Source organism: Sphingomonas sp. JUb134 (assembly GCF_004341505.2).
In the GTDB taxonomy this organism is placed as follows: Bacteria; Pseudomonadota; Alphaproteobacteria; order Sphingomonadales; family Sphingomonadaceae; genus Sphingomonas.
Genome location: NZ_SLYP02000002.1, coordinates 241,602 through 255,645 on the forward strand (window position 1 = coordinate 241,602; position 14,044 = coordinate 255,645).

Here is a 14,044-nt window from a genome sequence, read left to right on the forward strand (position 1 = left end):
CTGACAATAGGTTTTATCATGCGCGCAATCGGCTACCAGCAGCCCGGAACGATCGATCGCACGGAAGCTCTCGTCGATATCGAACTTCCCAATCCCAACGCTACCGGCCGTGATCTCCTTGTCGAGGTCAAGGCTGTCTCGGTAAACCCGGTTGACACGAAGGTGCGCGCTGGCTCGGGTTCGATCCACGGTGATTGGCGTGTCCTGGGTTGGGATGCCGCCGGTGTCGTTCGCGCTGTTGGCCCTAAAGTGCGCGGCTTCGAACCGGGCGACGAGGTGTTCTACGCGGGCAGCATCGGCCGCGATGGGACCAACGCCGAGTTGCACCTGGTCGACGAGCGCATTGTTGGGAAGAAGCCGGCCAGCCTCGATTGGGCAGAGGCAGCGGCGTTGCCGCTGACGGCGATCACCGCGTGGGAAACCCTCTTCGAGCGATTGTCCGTGCGTACTCCTGTAGCCGGTGCAGCACATGCGCTGTTGATTGTCGGGGGTGCCGGCGGGGTAGGCTCGATGGCAATCCAGCTTGCTCGCCAAGTACCCGAGCTGATCGTCATTGCGACGGCCTCGCGCCCTGAAACGCAGGCCTGGGTGGGTGAACTCGGTGCGCACCATGTCATCGATCATCGTCAGCCGCTGGCTCGGCAAGTGGCGAATTTGGGCATCGGCGCGCCGGCTTTCGTCTTCTCGACCACGCACACCGACGAGCATATCGAGCAGATCGCCGAGCTGATCGCCTCGCAGGGACGTTTTGCGCTCATCGACGACCCCAAGACGCTCGATGTCGTACCGTTCAAACGCAAGTCGGTGTCGACCCACTGGGAGTTTATGTTCACCCGGTCCATGTTCGAGACTGCTGATATGGAAACGCAGGGTCAGATCCTGTCGGCCATCGCCAGCCTCGTGGAAGCCGGCGAGGTGCGCACCACCCTCACCGAACGGCTCTCCCCCATCAACGCCGCGAACCTCAAGCGCGCGCACCAGGCGCTTGAGAGCACTACCGCACGCGGCAAGATCGTCATCGAGGGTTGGCAGTGATGCGGTTCACGCTCACCCGCAACGTCCGCCGCGCCCGCGGCCCCCGCTGCACCAACTGAAAGGGACCAAGCCTCGGCGTTATCGATGCCAGCCATGTGCGGTTGTGGGCGTCGCTTTCGCTGAGTCACTGATATCTACAATCATAAAAGACCGTGATGTTTTGAGATAGCAGACGCGGTCCTCGGGTGAAAACTCGGGACCTCTGCTAGCTCGGCCTCTCACCAGTCGGTGCCAAGAGCGGGGAGTGCTTCGGCTAAGAAGTCAATCCACGCCCGCGTCTTGGCGGCGGGGCGCCGCGTCGGGTGTGTGATGGCATATGCCGCTCCCAGCATCATAGGCGGCTCGTCCAGCTCAAGCTCGCTCAATTGGCCGGCGCGAAGCGCCTCTGCCGCAATAAAGCGTGGCCCATAGACCAGCCCTTGGCCCGCGATGGCAGCGCGAACCAAGGCCTCGCCATTGTCGGAACACATCGATCCCGAGATCGGCACCTTGATCGTCCCGTCTTTGCCGAACGCCCACGATGTCGTTCCTGCAAGTGACGCGTTGGTGTGGCCCAAACAATCGTGATCGCCAAGATCGGCCAGGCGGGTGGGCGTTCCGCGCCGCTCCAGGTAGGCGGGGGCGGCACACAGCACGACGCGCATCGCCACGAGCTTGCGGGCAACAAGCGCACTGTCGGCAAGGCGCCCGATCCTCACGGCCACATCCCATCGCTCTTCCAGCAGGTCGACGTAGCGATCGTTGAAGCCCAGTTCGATCGTCACCTCGGGATGACGCGCGGAGAACGTAGGGACGAGCGAGGCAAGGTGCAGGACGCCAAAGGTGGCGGGCGCACTGACGCGCAGCAGTCCCCGCGCGGTGATCGATCGCGACGATGCCTCCGCCTCGGCTTCACCGATCTCCATCAGGATACGTTCGGCCTTTTCGAGATAGTCGGTGCCTGCCTCGGTCAGCGACAGCCGACGCGTCGAGCGCTGGACCAGCGTTGTGCCAAGCCGCGCTTCGAGGGCGTCTAAGTGCTTGGCCGCCATCGCAGGCGACATGTGCAGATCACGGGCGGCAGCAGAGATGCCACCGAGCCTGATCGCCCGCACGAACACGTCCATACCCGTCAACCGATCCGCCATGACTTCCTACCCGTGGTTGAAGCTGATCCTTCTACGCGAGCGATTATCATTGCGCGATAGCGGGCACATATTCTGGCCATCAGATCGATGATCCAGGCCGCCTCCGTGGCGCCTGCACCGGAGTGTATGACCATGAGCGTCCAGCCCACCTACTTCATCCCGCATGGCGGCGGCCCCTGCTTCTTCATGGACGATCCGCGCGGCGTGTGGACCGGTATGGAAGCGTTCCTGCGCAACCTGCCGATCACGCTCGCCGAGAAGCCCAAGGCCATCCTCGTCGTCTCGGGACATTGGGAGACGGACGGCTTCGCCTTCACCGGCGCCGAACGGCCCGAACTGATCTACGACTATTACAACTTCCCGCCCCATACCTATCAGCTGCGCTACGACGTGCCGGGCGCACCCGCGCTCGCCGCTCGTGCCGCGGCCCTGCTCAAGGACGCGGGTATCCCCTCGACTGTCGACGCGAAGCGGGGCCTGGATCACGGCGTGTTCGTCCCCCTCAAAGTGGCTTTTCCGGATGCGGACATTCCGCTGATCGAGATGTCCGTCGAGCGGGGGCTGGACCCGGCCCTCCATGTTGCTGCGGGCCGCGCCCTCGCGCCACTGCGTGAGGAGGGCGTGCTGATCCTCGGCTCGGGCATGAGCTTCCACAACATGCGTGCCTATGGCGACCCGCGCTCGACACCGGGATCGCAGGCGTTCGACCAGTGGTTGGCCGAAAGCATGGAGCTGGACGGCCCGCAGCGGGCCGAGCGTCTGGCGCACTGGGCGGATGCGCCCTCGGCGCGGTTCGCGCATCCCCCGGCCAAGGAGGAGCATCTGCTGCCCCTTATGGTCGCGGCCGGCGCGGCCGAAGGCGAAGGCGCCCGGGTCTATGCCGAGGAAGTGCTGTCGACCGCCATCTCCGGCTTCCGTTTCAACTAATCTCACCGCGTCACCGAAGGAGAATTGTCATGACCATCGCCGTCACCGGCGCGACCGGCCAGCTTGGCCGCCTCGTCATCGAGAGCCTGAAGCGCAAGTCGACCGGCGAGCCGATCGTCGCGCTGGTGCGCTCGCCCGAGAAGGCCAGCGCTCTGGGCGTCGAGGCACGCGCTTTCGACTACGCGCAGCCCGAGACGCTTGCTCCGGCACTGGCCGGGATCGACACGCTGCTGCTGATCTCATCGAGCGAGGTCGGGCAGCGCGAGGCGCAGCATCGCAACGTCATCGAGGCCGCCAAGCAGGCGGGCATCAAGCGTATCGTCTATGCCAGCCTGCTGCACGCCGACCTTTCGCCGATCAGCCTGGGCGAAGAGCACCGTGCAACCGAAGCGTTGCTGGCGTCTTCAGGTATCGCGACGACCCTCCTGCGTAATGGCTGGTACACCGAGAATTACACCGCCTCGATCCCGGCAGCTCTGGAGAACGGCGCGTTCGTAGGCAGCGCTGGCGAGGGACGCCTGTCGCTTGCGACCCGCGCCGATTATGCCGAGGCCGCAGCCGTCGTGCTGACCAGCGGGGGTCATGAGGGTAAGACGTATGAGCTGGCCGGTGACGACGCGGTGACGCTTGCCGACCTTGCCGCCGAGATCTCGCGCCAGACCGGTCGCGACATCCCGTACCGCGATCTACCGCAGGCCGAATACGCTGCAATCCTGAAGCAGGTCGGCCTGCCCGAGGGGTTCGCCGAGGGGCTTGCGGCGTGGGACGTCGATGCCTCAAACGGTGCGCTGTTCGATGACGGTCATCAGCTCTCGAAGCTGATCGGACGTCCGACGACGCCGCTGGCCGACGCCGTGCGGGCGCAACTCGCCGTGCAGGGCTGACGTTACGGACAACTCCGACCGATAACGACCATCCCTGGAGATAGCGCATGAACATCGACCTTTCCGGCAAGACGGCGCTCGTGACCGGCTCGACCGCCGGCATCGGCTTTGCGATCGCGAAGGGGTTGGCGGCAGCCGGGGCGATCGTCGTCCTGAACGGGCGCGACGAGAGCCGCACCCAGGCGGCGGTGGCCGAGCTAAAGCGTGAGGTCGGGGATGCCGATGTGCGCGGTGTGGCCGGAGACGTCGGCACGGAAGCCGGATGTGATGCCATCGTATCCGCGCTTCGGGAGGTCGACATCCTGGTCAACAATGCCGGCATCTTCGGCCCGCAGGACTTTTTCGAGACACTCGATGAGGAATGGGAGCGCTTCTTCCGGGTCAACGTGTTGTCGGGCGTACGCCTGTCCCGGGCCTATCTGCCGGGGATGCGGGACAAAGGCTGGGGTCGGGTGCTGTTCCTGTCCTCGGAATCCGGCCTAAACATCCCGGCGGACATGATCCACTACGGCGTGACCAAAACGGCCGACCTTGCCTTGTCGCGTGGGCTGGCCAAGCGCATGGCGGGCACGGGCGTGACGGTGAACGCCATTCTTCCCGGTCCAACGTTGTCGGAGGGCGTGACCGAGATGCTGGCGGACGCGGTCGCATCGGGCAAATCGTTGGAAGAGGCCGGCGCCGATTTCGTCAGAGCGCACCGACCGTCCTCGATTATTCGGCGTGCTGCCACGGTCGGGGAAGTCGCCAACCTGTGCGTCTATATCGCCTCTCCGCAGGCGTCCGCGACCACCGGTGCGGCGCTACGCGTTGACGGCGGTGTGGTGGATACGATCGCCTGACTTTCAGTTTGTCCCATCCCGATTGGAAAGGGCGGCCAGCACGACCAATGCGCGAGTTGCACGACAGACGGCAAGGCGGGTGCCGTTTCCGAACTGCTTGTCGAGCGTGGCAAAACGGAAAGCCAGACCGCCAGAAAAACGACCGGTTTTCTGGCGATCGCTGATTTTGCCTCATCAGCGCATCCCGGCAATCGGAAAACCCGTTGCGGAAACCACCGGCACATTGCAGGGTGCCGGATGTCTTTTCTGGCGGGGTAACGATGCTCATCGGATATGTGAGGGTGTCCAAGGCTGACGGCTCGCAGACCCTGGCACCCCAGCGCGATGCGTTGCTCGCTGCCAGCGTCGATTCCTCGCGGATTTATGAAGACCTCGCGTCGGGGCGGCACGACGCCCGGCCCGGCCTGACCGCGTGCCTGAAGGCACTGCAGCCCGGCAACACTTTGGTCCTCTGGAAGCTCGATCGTCTTGGGCGCGACCTCCGCCATCTTGTCATCACAGCCGAGGCGCTGCGCGAACGCGGCATCGGCCTGAAGGTGCTGACAGGGGCCGGCGCGCAGATCGATACCACGACTGCCAACGGCCGCCTCGCCTTCGGCATCTTCGCAGCGTTCGCCGAGTTCGAGCGCGAGCTCATCGCCGAGCGCACCCAGGCAGGACTTGCTGCGGCACGCGCGCGGGGACGGATGGGGGGTCGGCCGCGGAAGATGGATAAGGCCACCCTTGCAATGGCGATGGCTGCGATGTCCGATCGCAACGCGATCGCAGCCGATGTCGCGCGCCGTCTCGGGATGACAACCACGACGCTCTATATGTATGTGAATGGCGACGGCACGCCCAAGGCGCCGGGCCAGGCACTGCTCGACGGCGTACCGTACCGTAAAGAACGACTGCGCGCCGCATGATGAACCGGACCACGCTGCAACGGTCAGGTATATCGCCTAAATGGCGGCACGATCACGTCATGTTCGATCGACCGGGCCGAGATGGTAGCCGAGGTCAATGCCGCGGGAACGCAGACACCCCGGCGCGGCTTGCCGATCAGCCGACGTGGTCGCGCCAGTATCATCAGGTTCATCACCGCCGCACCGATCAGAAACTCTTCTTCCGCTCCGCGGATGCCGCGCAGGTGAAGCCGCCTCATGCCATGCTTCCCCTTAGCGTCAGCGAAGAACCGTTCGACCCCACGCCGCAACCGCATCGACCGCTTGTACAGGCCGGTTTGTGCTTCGGCTCTGGCAAGATCGCGGACGTCCTCATCGTCCAGACGGGTCAGGGTACGACGCCGTGCCGTCGTGCATTTCTTCCGAAGCACGCACGCCGCGCAGTCCCGGGCGTCGGCAGCATAGCGATGTACGCCGGTGGGTGGATGGAAGGCGTGGTGCCGAAGCGGCTTGCCAGTCGGGCAGGTAAAGCTGTCGGTATCCCGGTCATAGCTGAAGGCCGTTCGTGGCAGCTTGCCATTGGTCTGGTGCGTCCGATCGATCACGGGAATGTGCGGGATTGCACCGTGGTCCCGCACGAAGCCGAGAAAGACGGCGCTGCCATAGGCCTTGTCGGCAGCAACCCGCTTTGGGTGATAGTCAAACCGATCGGCCGACCGCTCGAGCATGACGCGGCCTGCATCGACCTCCTCCGCAAAGCGAGCCGGCGTCGCCTGAACATCAAGCGCGACGCCGCTCGGGGTGTCTACCAGCGTGTTAAGGGCGTAGCCGAAACGGCCACGCACCGTTCCCGCCGACCAAGCCGCGGCAGGGTCGGTTCGAGAGACGCCTTGGCAGCTTTTCGAGCGCGCCATTTCCCAGACGGCATCACCTGTGTCTTGCACCCATTCCCGAACCGCGCGCGACGCGTTGGCGACATACGGCAAGTAGCCAGGAACGGTCTTGCGCTGCCAGCTCGCATCAGCCGCTATGAACGACGCATCGATCGCGGCGTCTTTTCCGCCGATCAGCCCTTCACTGATGCAGCGTCGAACCGTGCTCTCGAACAGGATCCGGAACACGCCGGCATCGCGGAAGCGACCATGCCGGTTCTTGCTGAACGTCGAGTGGTGCGGAACCTTGTCTCCCGGCCTAAGACGGCAGAACCAGCGATAGGCCAGATTGTAGCACAGCTCTTCACACAGGCGCCGCTCGGACGTGATCGCGTAGATTCGGCCGATCAGCGTCATGCGGATGAGGAGTTCGGGATCGATCGATGGTCGCCCCCGTGCGCTGTAATGACCGGTCAGTGCCTGCCTCAACTCGCTCATGTCGAGACACTGGTCGATGCGACGCAGCAGGTGGTCTGTGGGCAATATGGCTTCTATGGCGCGGTGGATCGCCCCTCCCCGCCCACCGCGACAGGCTGGTCCCATCATAGCGACGCTCCTTTCGGCAGGGGTGAAACGAAGGAGCAACCCGGCATGTCCGGCATTTTTCAACAGGCCCGACCGGTTTTGACACCGTATGTCCTAACTGTCAGTCGGCGGGGTAGGGCGTACTGGTCTTAGGAGGCCACGAAGGCGACGCCGGCGGTTATGGCGCGACGCTTCCTTGACGGCCTGGGGGTCGTCCAAATCAATCATGCTGCTGGTCCTCGGGAAAGGCCGGCGAGCTGCGCCTAATATCCTGTTCCAAGCCGGAAGGCGTCCCGGGTCTGGTTTCGCCGAAATGGCCGGGTTGCCTGCCGTTCCATGTATCCTCTAAGCTGGATATATGGAAAATGAGTCGGCTATCTCCGCATTGGGCGCGCTCGCGCAAAGCACGCGGCTCGATGTGTTCCGCCTGTTGCTGCGGCACGAACCGGAGGGCATGGCGGCGGGCGAAATCGCCCGCCAGCTCGATGTGCCGCAAAACACCATGTCCGCGCACCTCGGCATTCTCGCGCGCGCCGGCATCGTGCGCTCCGAACGCCATAGCCGATCGATCATCTATCGCGCCGATCTGGACGGGCTGCGCGCGCTAACCCTGTTCCTCGTCAAAGACTGCTGCGCCGCCTCTCCCGAGCTGTGCGCGCCGCTCCTGGCCGAACTCACCCCCTGCTGCTGAAAGGACGCCCCGTGGCCGTCGATATCGTGATCTACCACAACCCCGAGTGCGGCACGTCGCGCAACACGCTGGCGATGATCCGCAATGCCGGCATCGAGCCGCACGTTGTCGAATATCTGAAGACGCCGCCCTCGCGCGCGCTGCTGGTCGAGTTGATCGATCGCTCCGGGATCACGCCCCGCGATCTGCTTCGTGAGAAAGGCACGCCCTATGCGGAGCTGGGCCTTGGTGACGATGGGCTGTCAGACGACGCGCTGGTGGACGCGATGATGGCGCATCCGGCCCTCATCAACCGGCCGCTGGTTGTCTCGCCGCTCGGCGTGAAGCTGTGCCGACCGTCCGAAGCGGTCCTCGATCTGCTGCCCGAAGCTCAACAAGGCGCGTTTGCCAAGGAAGACGGCGAACAGGTCGTGGACGCTTCGGGCCAACGCATCGCCTGATGCTCCTCGCCGTCCTGATCTTCGTCGCCACGATCGCGCTCGTCATCTGGCAGCCCAGGGGCTTAGGCATCGGGTGGAGCGCGCTGGGCGGAGCGGTGATCGCGCTGCTCGTCGGGGTCGTCTCGCTCTCCGACGTGCCTGTGGTGTGGGGTATCGTCTGGAATGCGACCGCGACGTTCGTTGCGATCATCATCGTCAGCCTGCTGCTCGATGAAGCCGGGTTCTTCGAATGGGCAGCGCTCCACGTCGCACGCTGGGGCGGGGGGCATGGTCGCCGGCTGTTCGTGCTGATCGTACTGCTCGGCGCGGCGGTTTCCGCGTTGTTCGCCAATGACGGCGCGGCGCTGATCCTGACACCGATCGTCATCGCGATGCTGCGCGCGCTGGGATACAAGGACAAGGCGACGCTGGCGTTCGTCATGGCGGCGGGGTTCATCGCCGATACCGCCAGCCTGCCGCTGATCGTCTCCAACCTCGTCAACATCGTGTCGGCCGACTTCTTCCGGATCGGCTTTGCCGATTATGCCTCGGTGATGGTGCCGGTCGATCTGGCTTCGATCGCCGCGACACTGGTCGCGCTGCTGCTGTTCTTCCGCCGCGACATACCGGCCAGCTATGATGTGGCGCAACTCCGCACGCCCGCTGACGCGATCCGCGATCCTGCCACGTTCAAGGCGGGCTGGGTCGTCCTCGCACTGCTGCTCGCCGGCTTCTTCCTGCTCGAACCTATCGGCGTTCCGGTAAGCGCCGTTGCCGCTGCCGGCGCGGTCCTCCTGCTCGTCATCGCCGCGCGCGGCCATGTCATCCGGACGCGCAAGGTGCTGGCCGGCGCGCCGTGGCAGGTCGTGATCTTCTCGCTCGGCATGTACCTGGTCGTCTACGGCCTGCGGAATGCTGGCCTGACCGATCACCTTGCCGGCCTGCTCGATCGCACCGCGCAAGGCGGCGTGTGGGGCGCAGCGTTCGGCACCGGCATCATCGCTGCGCTGCTGTCGTCGGTGATGAACAACATGCCGACCGTGCTGGTGGGCGCGCTGTCGATCGACGCGACGCACGCCACAGGGGCGATCAAGGAAGCGATGATCTACGCCAACGTGATCGGCTGCGACCTTGGCCCCAAAATCACGCCGATCGGCTCGCTCGCGACGCTGCTCTGGCTGCACGTCCTCGGACAAAAGGGCATCCGGATTGGCTGGGGCTATTATTTCAAGGTTGGCGCGACGCTGACGATTCCGGTGCTGCTGGTGACGCTTGCCGCACTCGCGATCAGGATCAGCATGGCATGACGGCACTCGTATATCTGGCCGCGTCGGTCGCAGAAATTGCAGGCTGCTTTGCTTTTTGGGCATGGTTGCGACTGGGCAAATCGCCCCTGTGGCTGGCCCCGGGCGTGGTATCGCTTATGCTGTTCGCTTGGCTGCTGACGCGCGTGGATAGCGATGCAGCGGGGCGGGCCTATGCTGCTTATGGCGGCGTCTACATCTGCGCATCGTTGATCTGGCTGTGGGCTGTCGAAGGGGTGAGACCCGATCGCTGGGACGTAGGCGGCGCGGCGCTCTGTTTGGTCGGAACATGCGTCATTCTTCTCGGACCACGAACCGCATGACGGCGCTGCGTGTCACCGCGCTCGATCCCGACAATTTGGGCGGGCTGCGCGACGCGCTCGCCGCCTCGGGCCTACCCGTCGCCGATCTGGTCGACTCTAACCGGGCCTTCTTCCGGTTCGATAATGACGCCGGCCTGGTTGGCTATGGCGGGCTTGAAGGGCATGGAGCCGATCGCCTGCTCCGCTTGCTCCTGGTCGTCGCCGATCGGCGCGGCGACGGCTTGGGCCGCGCCATGCTCGGCCTGCTTGAAGCCCGCGCGCGGAAGCTGAGCGTCGCCCGCCTTCATCTTCTCACCAACACGGCCGCGCCATTCTTCACCGCCAATAGCTATGCTGCCGCCGATCGCGCGACGGCCCCGGCGTCGATCGCCGGCTCGCGCGAGTTCACCGCGCTCTGCCCGGCATCTGCCGCCTATCTCGTGAAAGCCCTCTGATGCCACTGCGCCAGCTCTCCGATCCCGACAACCTGCCCGCGCTAGATCGACGCTATGTGATCGGCCGCCCCGCCTTCGGCCTTGGCGCGGGTGATCCTCCGCCGCGCATTCTGCTGCTCTACGGCTCCCTGCGCGAGCGGTCGTTCTCGCGACTGTGCGTGGAGGAAGCGGCGCGACTGCTGCAATTTTTCGGGTGCGAGACCCGCATTTACGATCCCTCGGCGCTGCCGCTGCCCGATCAGGTCGCCGGCGACGATCATCCCGCCGTCCACGAACTGCGCGAGCTGTCGATGTGGTCGGAAGGCCATGTGTGGTGTTCCCCTGAACGACACGGACAGGTCACGGGCATCATCAAAACGCAAATCGACCATCTGCCGCTCTCGATAGGTGGGATGCGACCGACGCAGGGCCGCACGCTTGCGGTCATGCAGGTGTCGGCCGGTTCGCAGTCGTTCAACAGCGTCAACACGCTGCGCGTCCTCGGCCGCTGGATGCGAATGGTGACGATTCCGAACCAGTCGAGCGTCGCCAAGGCGTTTCAGGAGTTTGACGATGCCGGGCGCATGAAGCCGTCCAGCTATTACGATCGGATCGTGGACGTGATGGAGGAGCTGGTGCGGTTCACCGTGCTGCTGCGGCCGCACGCGGCTCAGCTCGTCGATCGCTACTCCGAACGAAAGGAAGCCGGGGTGCCGATCGACTCCACAACCGACCTGTCGAGCATCGCGACAGCCTCCTAGAGTGTCGCAACTTCTTGGTTGTAACACCAAGCTCGTCGACATTCGAAAGTTGTTCGATTCAGCTTCGGATGTTACGCAACCCGGATGCGGCAGTGCCTCGCCTTGTTGATGCTCTGCGTCCTGCTTCTTTCTCACGGAAGCATGGGCGAGGCCGTTCCGCATCTTCATGCCCATGACCTGGCGCACGCCGATGTTCATCATGGAGATGGAGCTGTCTCTCACCATGGTGGCGAGACTGATATGGAGATCGCGGATGCAGGAGGCAGCAACCGCTCGGATGATGGCACGACTTTGGCCGTCCACGTCCACGTCACCGGCGATCTCAGCCGTCCAACAGAATGGGCGCGCGCACCCCTGCTCGGCGTCGGCCCCGAGTTGGTGATGGCGTCCGTTTCCGCTCCGCCCTCGCGGGGCATACCGCCCCTACTGGAACCACCTTCAGCCTGATCGTCGCGTTCGCGCGCCCTGATGTGGGCCGCGCTATGTCGTGAGGATCAGGAGTATAATTTCATGTCATTCTGTTTGCGTGCCGCCATTATGGCGGTGGCGCTGTCGTCCGCGGCCGTCGTTCACGGCCAGACGCTGACGCTGGAGGATGCGATCGCGCGCGCGATTGCCGCCTCACCGCAAGGTGCCGCGACTGCCGCGCGCACCGACGCGCTCACCGCCGCCCGCGCTGGTGCGGATACGCGGCCGGCCGCGTCGATCGACGTGTTGGCCGAAAACTTTGGGGTCGGCGGCGACGATCTGAACCGCCAGATTCAGATCGGCGCGACCTATAGCCAGCGCATCGAGCGCGGGGGCAAGCGCGCCGCACGGGTCGCGGCGGCCGATGCTGATCTCGACGTGGCGCGCGCCGAAGCGGTAGTACGCCGGCTTGAAACCGCGACGGCAGTGCAGCGCCTGTATGTCGAGGTGCAGGCAGCCGAAGCCGCGATCGGCATCGCGCGCGAGCGCGTCACCATCGCCGAGCAACTGGCGCGCGAGGTCGGCCGCCGCGTCGCCGAGGCGCGTGACCCGCTATTCGCGGGCACGCGAGCACGAACGCAGCTGGCGGAGGCCAAGGTCGATCTGGAGCTTGCCGAGCACGCGCGCGATGCCGCGTTGAAGCGGCTAGCGTCTTTGTGGGCTGGTGACGTGGCCGGAATGGCGATCCCGGCCGATCGCTTCCTGATGCTGGAGCCCTCATCGGGTGCGCTCCAGCCCGCCCCCGCCGATCTCGCCATCTTTGAGGCGCGGCGACGACGTGCGGCGGCCGGGCTGACGCTCCAACAGGCAGGTGCGCGCACCGATCCGACGTGGTCGGCGGGGCCGCGCTACATCGGCACGGGCGACGTGGCGATCGTCGCGGGCGTGTCGCTACCGCTCGCCAACCGTGGCCTCAACCGCGCCAATATCGCGCGCGCGGAAGCCGAAGCGAGGGAAGTCGAGGCCGATCTTGCCGTGGAGCGGTTCCAGCGGACCCAGGCCATCGCGCTCGCGGCCGAAAAGGTCGAGGAGACGCGCCACGAGGTAGAAGCGATCAGGGACCGGGTAGTCCCCGGTGCCCAGCGGACGCTTACCGAAGTACGCGCCGGTTACAACCGCGGCGGGTTCACCTTTCTCGACGTGTCTACGGCGCAAGTCGCGCTCCATGAAGCCCGCGCCCGAATGGTCCGCGCAGCCGCTCGTCACCACGAAGCCCGCGCCGATCTCGATCGACTGACCGGCCGCTTCGCCGCCCTTGCGCAAGGAACACAATGATGCGGACGTTCACGCTCGCCCTGCTTCTCGCCCTGCCGCTCGCCGCCTGTGGCGAGGGAGCCGGAAACAACACCGCGGAACATGAAGCGCCGGCCGCCGGTGACTATGAGCGCGGCCCCCATAATGGCCGGATGCTGCGCGACGGCGATTTCGCCATCGAGGTCACGGTGTTCGAGGATGGCGTGCCACCCGAATACCGGCTCTTCGCTTATCGCGGGGACAAGCCGGTCGCGCCCGCCCAGGTCCAGGCGGGCATCACCATCCGGCGTCTCGACGGCGAGGTTACGACCTTCGCGTTCCGGCCCGAAGAAGACTATTTGCGCGGGCAAGCCACGCTGGTCGAGCCGCACAGCTTCGATGTGGCGGTCACCGTCAATGAAGGCGGACGGCGGCACGCCTGGAAGTTCCCATCCTATGAGGGCCGCACGACGATCGCCCCCGCCGCGGCTCGCGCGGCGAACATCGAGACGGCGGTCGCCGGGCCTGCCGAGATCGGCGAGACGCTGGAAATCGTCGGCCGGGTTGAGCTCGACCCTTCGGCGAGCGCGGACGTGGGAGCCAAGTTCCCGGGCCGTGTCGTGTCGGTCCATCGGAACGTCGGCGATCGGGTCGGCGTCGGCACGCTGCTCGCACGGGTGGAAAGCAGCAACTCGCTCCAGACCTATCCCGTCACTGCGCCGATCGCCGGCGTCGTCACGCAGCGGAGCACCAATGTCGGCGACGTGACCGGGGACGATCCGGTCTTCGTCATCTCCGACCCGTCGCGCACGGTTGCGACGTTCCCGATCTTCCCGCGCGACATCGAACGCATCCGACCCGGGCAGGCGGTGCAGATCAGGGGCCTTGAGGGCGAACGCTCGCAAGGATCGACCATCCGTGACTTCCTGCCGCTCGCCGAAGTCCAGACGCAGACGGTGACGGCGCGCGCGGGCCTGCCCAACCCGGGCGACTTCTGGCGGCCGGGCATGGCGGTGCGCGGCATCGTCACCGTGGATCGCCGTACCGAGCCGCTTGCGGTGCGGACGGAGGCAATCCAGCAGTTCCGTGATTTCCGCGTCGTGTTCGCTAGGGTGCGCGACACCTATGAGGTGCGGATGCTCCAGCTCGGCCGCGAGGGGCCGGAATGGACGGAGGTGCTGGGCGGACTGAAGCCCGGAACGACCTACGTGACGAAGAACAGCTACGTCATCAAAGCCGACATCGAAAAGTCCGGCGCAAGCCACGACCACTAGGAATC

The 14,044-nt window shown here is 65.3% G+C and carries 15 protein-coding genes; 13 read left to right on the forward strand and 2 right to left on the reverse strand.

Going from position 1 to position 14,044, the window contains the following annotated elements:
- Positions 1 to 18 precede the first annotated feature (18 nt).
- Complete coding sequence (locus EDF69_RS17410) at positions 19 to 1,035, forward strand: zinc-binding alcohol dehydrogenase family protein (protein ID WP_132884495.1); 1,017 nt, start codon at positions 19 to 21, stop codon at positions 1,033 to 1,035.
- 218 nt (positions 1,036 to 1,253) lie between these two features.
- On the opposite strand, the gene EDF69_RS17415 is transcribed toward EDF69_RS17410, so the two are convergent.
- Positions 1,254 to 2,162 carry a LysR family transcriptional regulator gene (locus tag EDF69_RS17415; RefSeq protein ID WP_132884496.1) on the reverse strand — a complete coding sequence of 303 codons (909 nt, stop codon included), beginning with the start codon at positions 2,160 to 2,162 and terminating at the stop codon, positions 1,254 to 1,256.
- Positions 2,163 to 2,288: 126 nt separating this feature from the next.
- On the opposite strand from EDF69_RS17415, the gene EDF69_RS17420 reads away from it, so the two are divergent.
- From EDF69_RS17420 to EDF69_RS17435, 4 genes are all read left to right on the forward strand, one after another.
- Positions 2,289 to 3,089, forward strand: a complete 801-nt coding sequence (locus EDF69_RS17420; RefSeq protein ID WP_204991466.1) for a DODA-type extradiol aromatic ring-opening family dioxygenase — start codon at positions 2,289 to 2,291, stop codon at positions 3,087 to 3,089.
- A gap of 29 nt (positions 3,090 to 3,118) precedes the next feature.
- Entirely contained in the window at positions 3,119 to 3,973 is an 855-nt protein-coding gene (locus EDF69_RS17425) for an SDR family oxidoreductase (protein WP_132884498.1), read from the forward strand.
- 47 nt (positions 3,974 to 4,020) lie between these two features.
- Positions 4,021 to 4,812, forward strand: coding sequence for an SDR family NAD(P)-dependent oxidoreductase (locus EDF69_RS17430; protein ID WP_132884499.1), 792 nt, complete (start codon positions 4,021 to 4,023; stop codon positions 4,810 to 4,812).
- A gap of 260 nt (positions 4,813 to 5,072) precedes the next feature.
- The gene (locus EDF69_RS17435; protein ID WP_132884500.1) at positions 5,073 to 5,717 is read left to right on the forward strand and encodes a recombinase family protein; all 645 of its coding nucleotides are present in this window, start codon (positions 5,073 to 5,075) and stop codon (positions 5,715 to 5,717) included.
- Between the two features lie 23 nt (positions 5,718 to 5,740).
- Here EDF69_RS17435 and EDF69_RS17440 read toward each other — a convergent pair whose 3' ends face one another.
- A complete protein-coding gene (locus EDF69_RS17440) occupies positions 5,741 to 7,174 on the reverse strand; it encodes a transposase (RefSeq protein WP_239556200.1) in 1,434 nt (477 codons plus the stop codon).
- A 337-nt stretch (positions 7,175 to 7,511) separates the two neighbouring features.
- Between EDF69_RS17440 and EDF69_RS17445 the strand changes: the two genes are divergently transcribed.
- From EDF69_RS17445 to EDF69_RS17480, 8 genes are all read left to right on the forward strand, one after another.
- Positions 7,512 to 7,844: an ArsR/SmtB family transcription factor gene (locus tag EDF69_RS17445; RefSeq protein ID WP_132884501.1), complete on the forward strand. Its 333-nt coding sequence runs from the start codon at positions 7,512 to 7,514 to the stop codon at positions 7,842 to 7,844.
- A gap of 11 nt (positions 7,845 to 7,855) precedes the next feature.
- Positions 7,856 to 8,284, forward strand: a complete 429-nt coding sequence (gene arsC / locus EDF69_RS17450; RefSeq protein ID WP_132884502.1) for an arsenate reductase (glutaredoxin) — start codon at positions 7,856 to 7,858, stop codon at positions 8,282 to 8,284.
- Entirely contained in the window at positions 8,284 to 9,570 is a 1,287-nt protein-coding gene (locus tag EDF69_RS17455; RefSeq protein ID WP_132884503.1) for an arsenic transporter, read from the forward strand. Before arsC ends, EDF69_RS17455 begins: the two co-directional genes overlap by 1 nt.
- On the forward strand, positions 9,567 to 9,890 hold the full coding sequence (locus tag EDF69_RS17460; protein WP_132884504.1) for a YnfA family protein: 324 nt from the start codon (positions 9,567 to 9,569) through the stop codon (positions 9,888 to 9,890). Before EDF69_RS17455 ends, EDF69_RS17460 begins: the two co-directional genes overlap by 4 nt.
- Positions 9,887 to 10,324: an arsenic resistance N-acetyltransferase ArsN2 gene (gene arsN2 / locus EDF69_RS17465; RefSeq protein WP_132884505.1), complete on the forward strand. Its 438-nt coding sequence runs from the start codon at positions 9,887 to 9,889 to the stop codon at positions 10,322 to 10,324. The genes EDF69_RS17460 and arsN2 overlap by 4 nt, the downstream gene beginning before the upstream one ends.
- Positions 10,324 to 11,064 (forward strand): arsenical resistance protein ArsH, encoded by a 741-nt coding sequence (gene arsH / locus EDF69_RS17470; RefSeq protein ID WP_132884506.1) that lies wholly within the window; start codon positions 10,324 to 10,326, stop codon positions 11,062 to 11,064. Before arsN2 ends, arsH begins: the two co-directional genes overlap by 1 nt.
- 510 nt (positions 11,065 to 11,574) lie before the next feature.
- Positions 11,575 to 12,807 carry a TolC family protein gene (locus EDF69_RS17475; protein WP_165890085.1) on the forward strand — a complete coding sequence of 411 codons (1,233 nt, stop codon included), beginning with the start codon at positions 11,575 to 11,577 and terminating at the stop codon, positions 12,805 to 12,807.
- Entirely contained in the window at positions 12,807 to 14,039 is a 1,233-nt protein-coding gene (locus EDF69_RS17480) for an efflux RND transporter periplasmic adaptor subunit (protein ID WP_339538902.1), read from the forward strand. The genes EDF69_RS17475 and EDF69_RS17480 overlap by 1 nt, the downstream gene beginning before the upstream one ends.
- Positions 14,040 to 14,044 lie beyond the last annotated feature (5 nt).

What these genes read in the sequence shown, in the direction of transcription:
- EDF69_RS17410 (WP_132884495.1), top strand. Translation starts at nt 19, where the DNA reads ATGCGCGCAATCGGCTACCAGCAGCCCGGAACGATCGATCGCACGGAA.
- EDF69_RS17415 (WP_132884496.1), bottom strand. Translation starts at nt 2,162, where the DNA reads ATGGCGGATCGGTTGACGGGTATGGACGTGTTCGTGCGGGCGATCAGG.
- EDF69_RS17420 (WP_204991466.1), top strand. Translation starts at nt 2,289, where the DNA reads ATGACCATGAGCGTCCAGCCCACCTACTTCATCCCGCATGGCGGCGGC.
- EDF69_RS17425 (WP_132884498.1), top strand. Translation starts at nt 3,119, where the DNA reads ATGACCATCGCCGTCACCGGCGCGACCGGCCAGCTTGGCCGCCTCGTC.
- EDF69_RS17430 (WP_132884499.1), top strand. Translation starts at nt 4,021, where the DNA reads ATGAACATCGACCTTTCCGGCAAGACGGCGCTCGTGACCGGCTCGACC.
- EDF69_RS17435 (WP_132884500.1), top strand. Translation starts at nt 5,073, where the DNA reads ATGCTCATCGGATATGTGAGGGTGTCCAAGGCTGACGGCTCGCAGACC.
- EDF69_RS17440 (WP_239556200.1), bottom strand. Translation starts at nt 7,174, where the DNA reads ATGATGGGACCAGCCTGTCGCGGTGGGCGGGGAGGGGCGATCCACCGC.
- EDF69_RS17445 (WP_132884501.1), top strand. Translation starts at nt 7,512, where the DNA reads ATGGAAAATGAGTCGGCTATCTCCGCATTGGGCGCGCTCGCGCAAAGC.
- EDF69_RS17455 (WP_132884503.1), top strand. Translation starts at nt 8,284, where the DNA reads ATGCTCCTCGCCGTCCTGATCTTCGTCGCCACGATCGCGCTCGTCATC.
- EDF69_RS17460 (WP_132884504.1), top strand. Translation starts at nt 9,567, where the DNA reads ATGACGGCACTCGTATATCTGGCCGCGTCGGTCGCAGAAATTGCAGGC.
- arsN2 (WP_132884505.1), top strand. Translation starts at nt 9,887, where the DNA reads ATGACGGCGCTGCGTGTCACCGCGCTCGATCCCGACAATTTGGGCGGG.
- arsH (WP_132884506.1), top strand. Translation starts at nt 10,324, where the DNA reads ATGCCACTGCGCCAGCTCTCCGATCCCGACAACCTGCCCGCGCTAGAT.
- EDF69_RS17475 (WP_165890085.1), top strand. Translation starts at nt 11,575, where the DNA reads ATGTCATTCTGTTTGCGTGCCGCCATTATGGCGGTGGCGCTGTCGTCC.
- EDF69_RS17480 (WP_339538902.1), top strand. Translation starts at nt 12,807, where the DNA reads ATGCGGACGTTCACGCTCGCCCTGCTTCTCGCCCTGCCGCTCGCCGCC.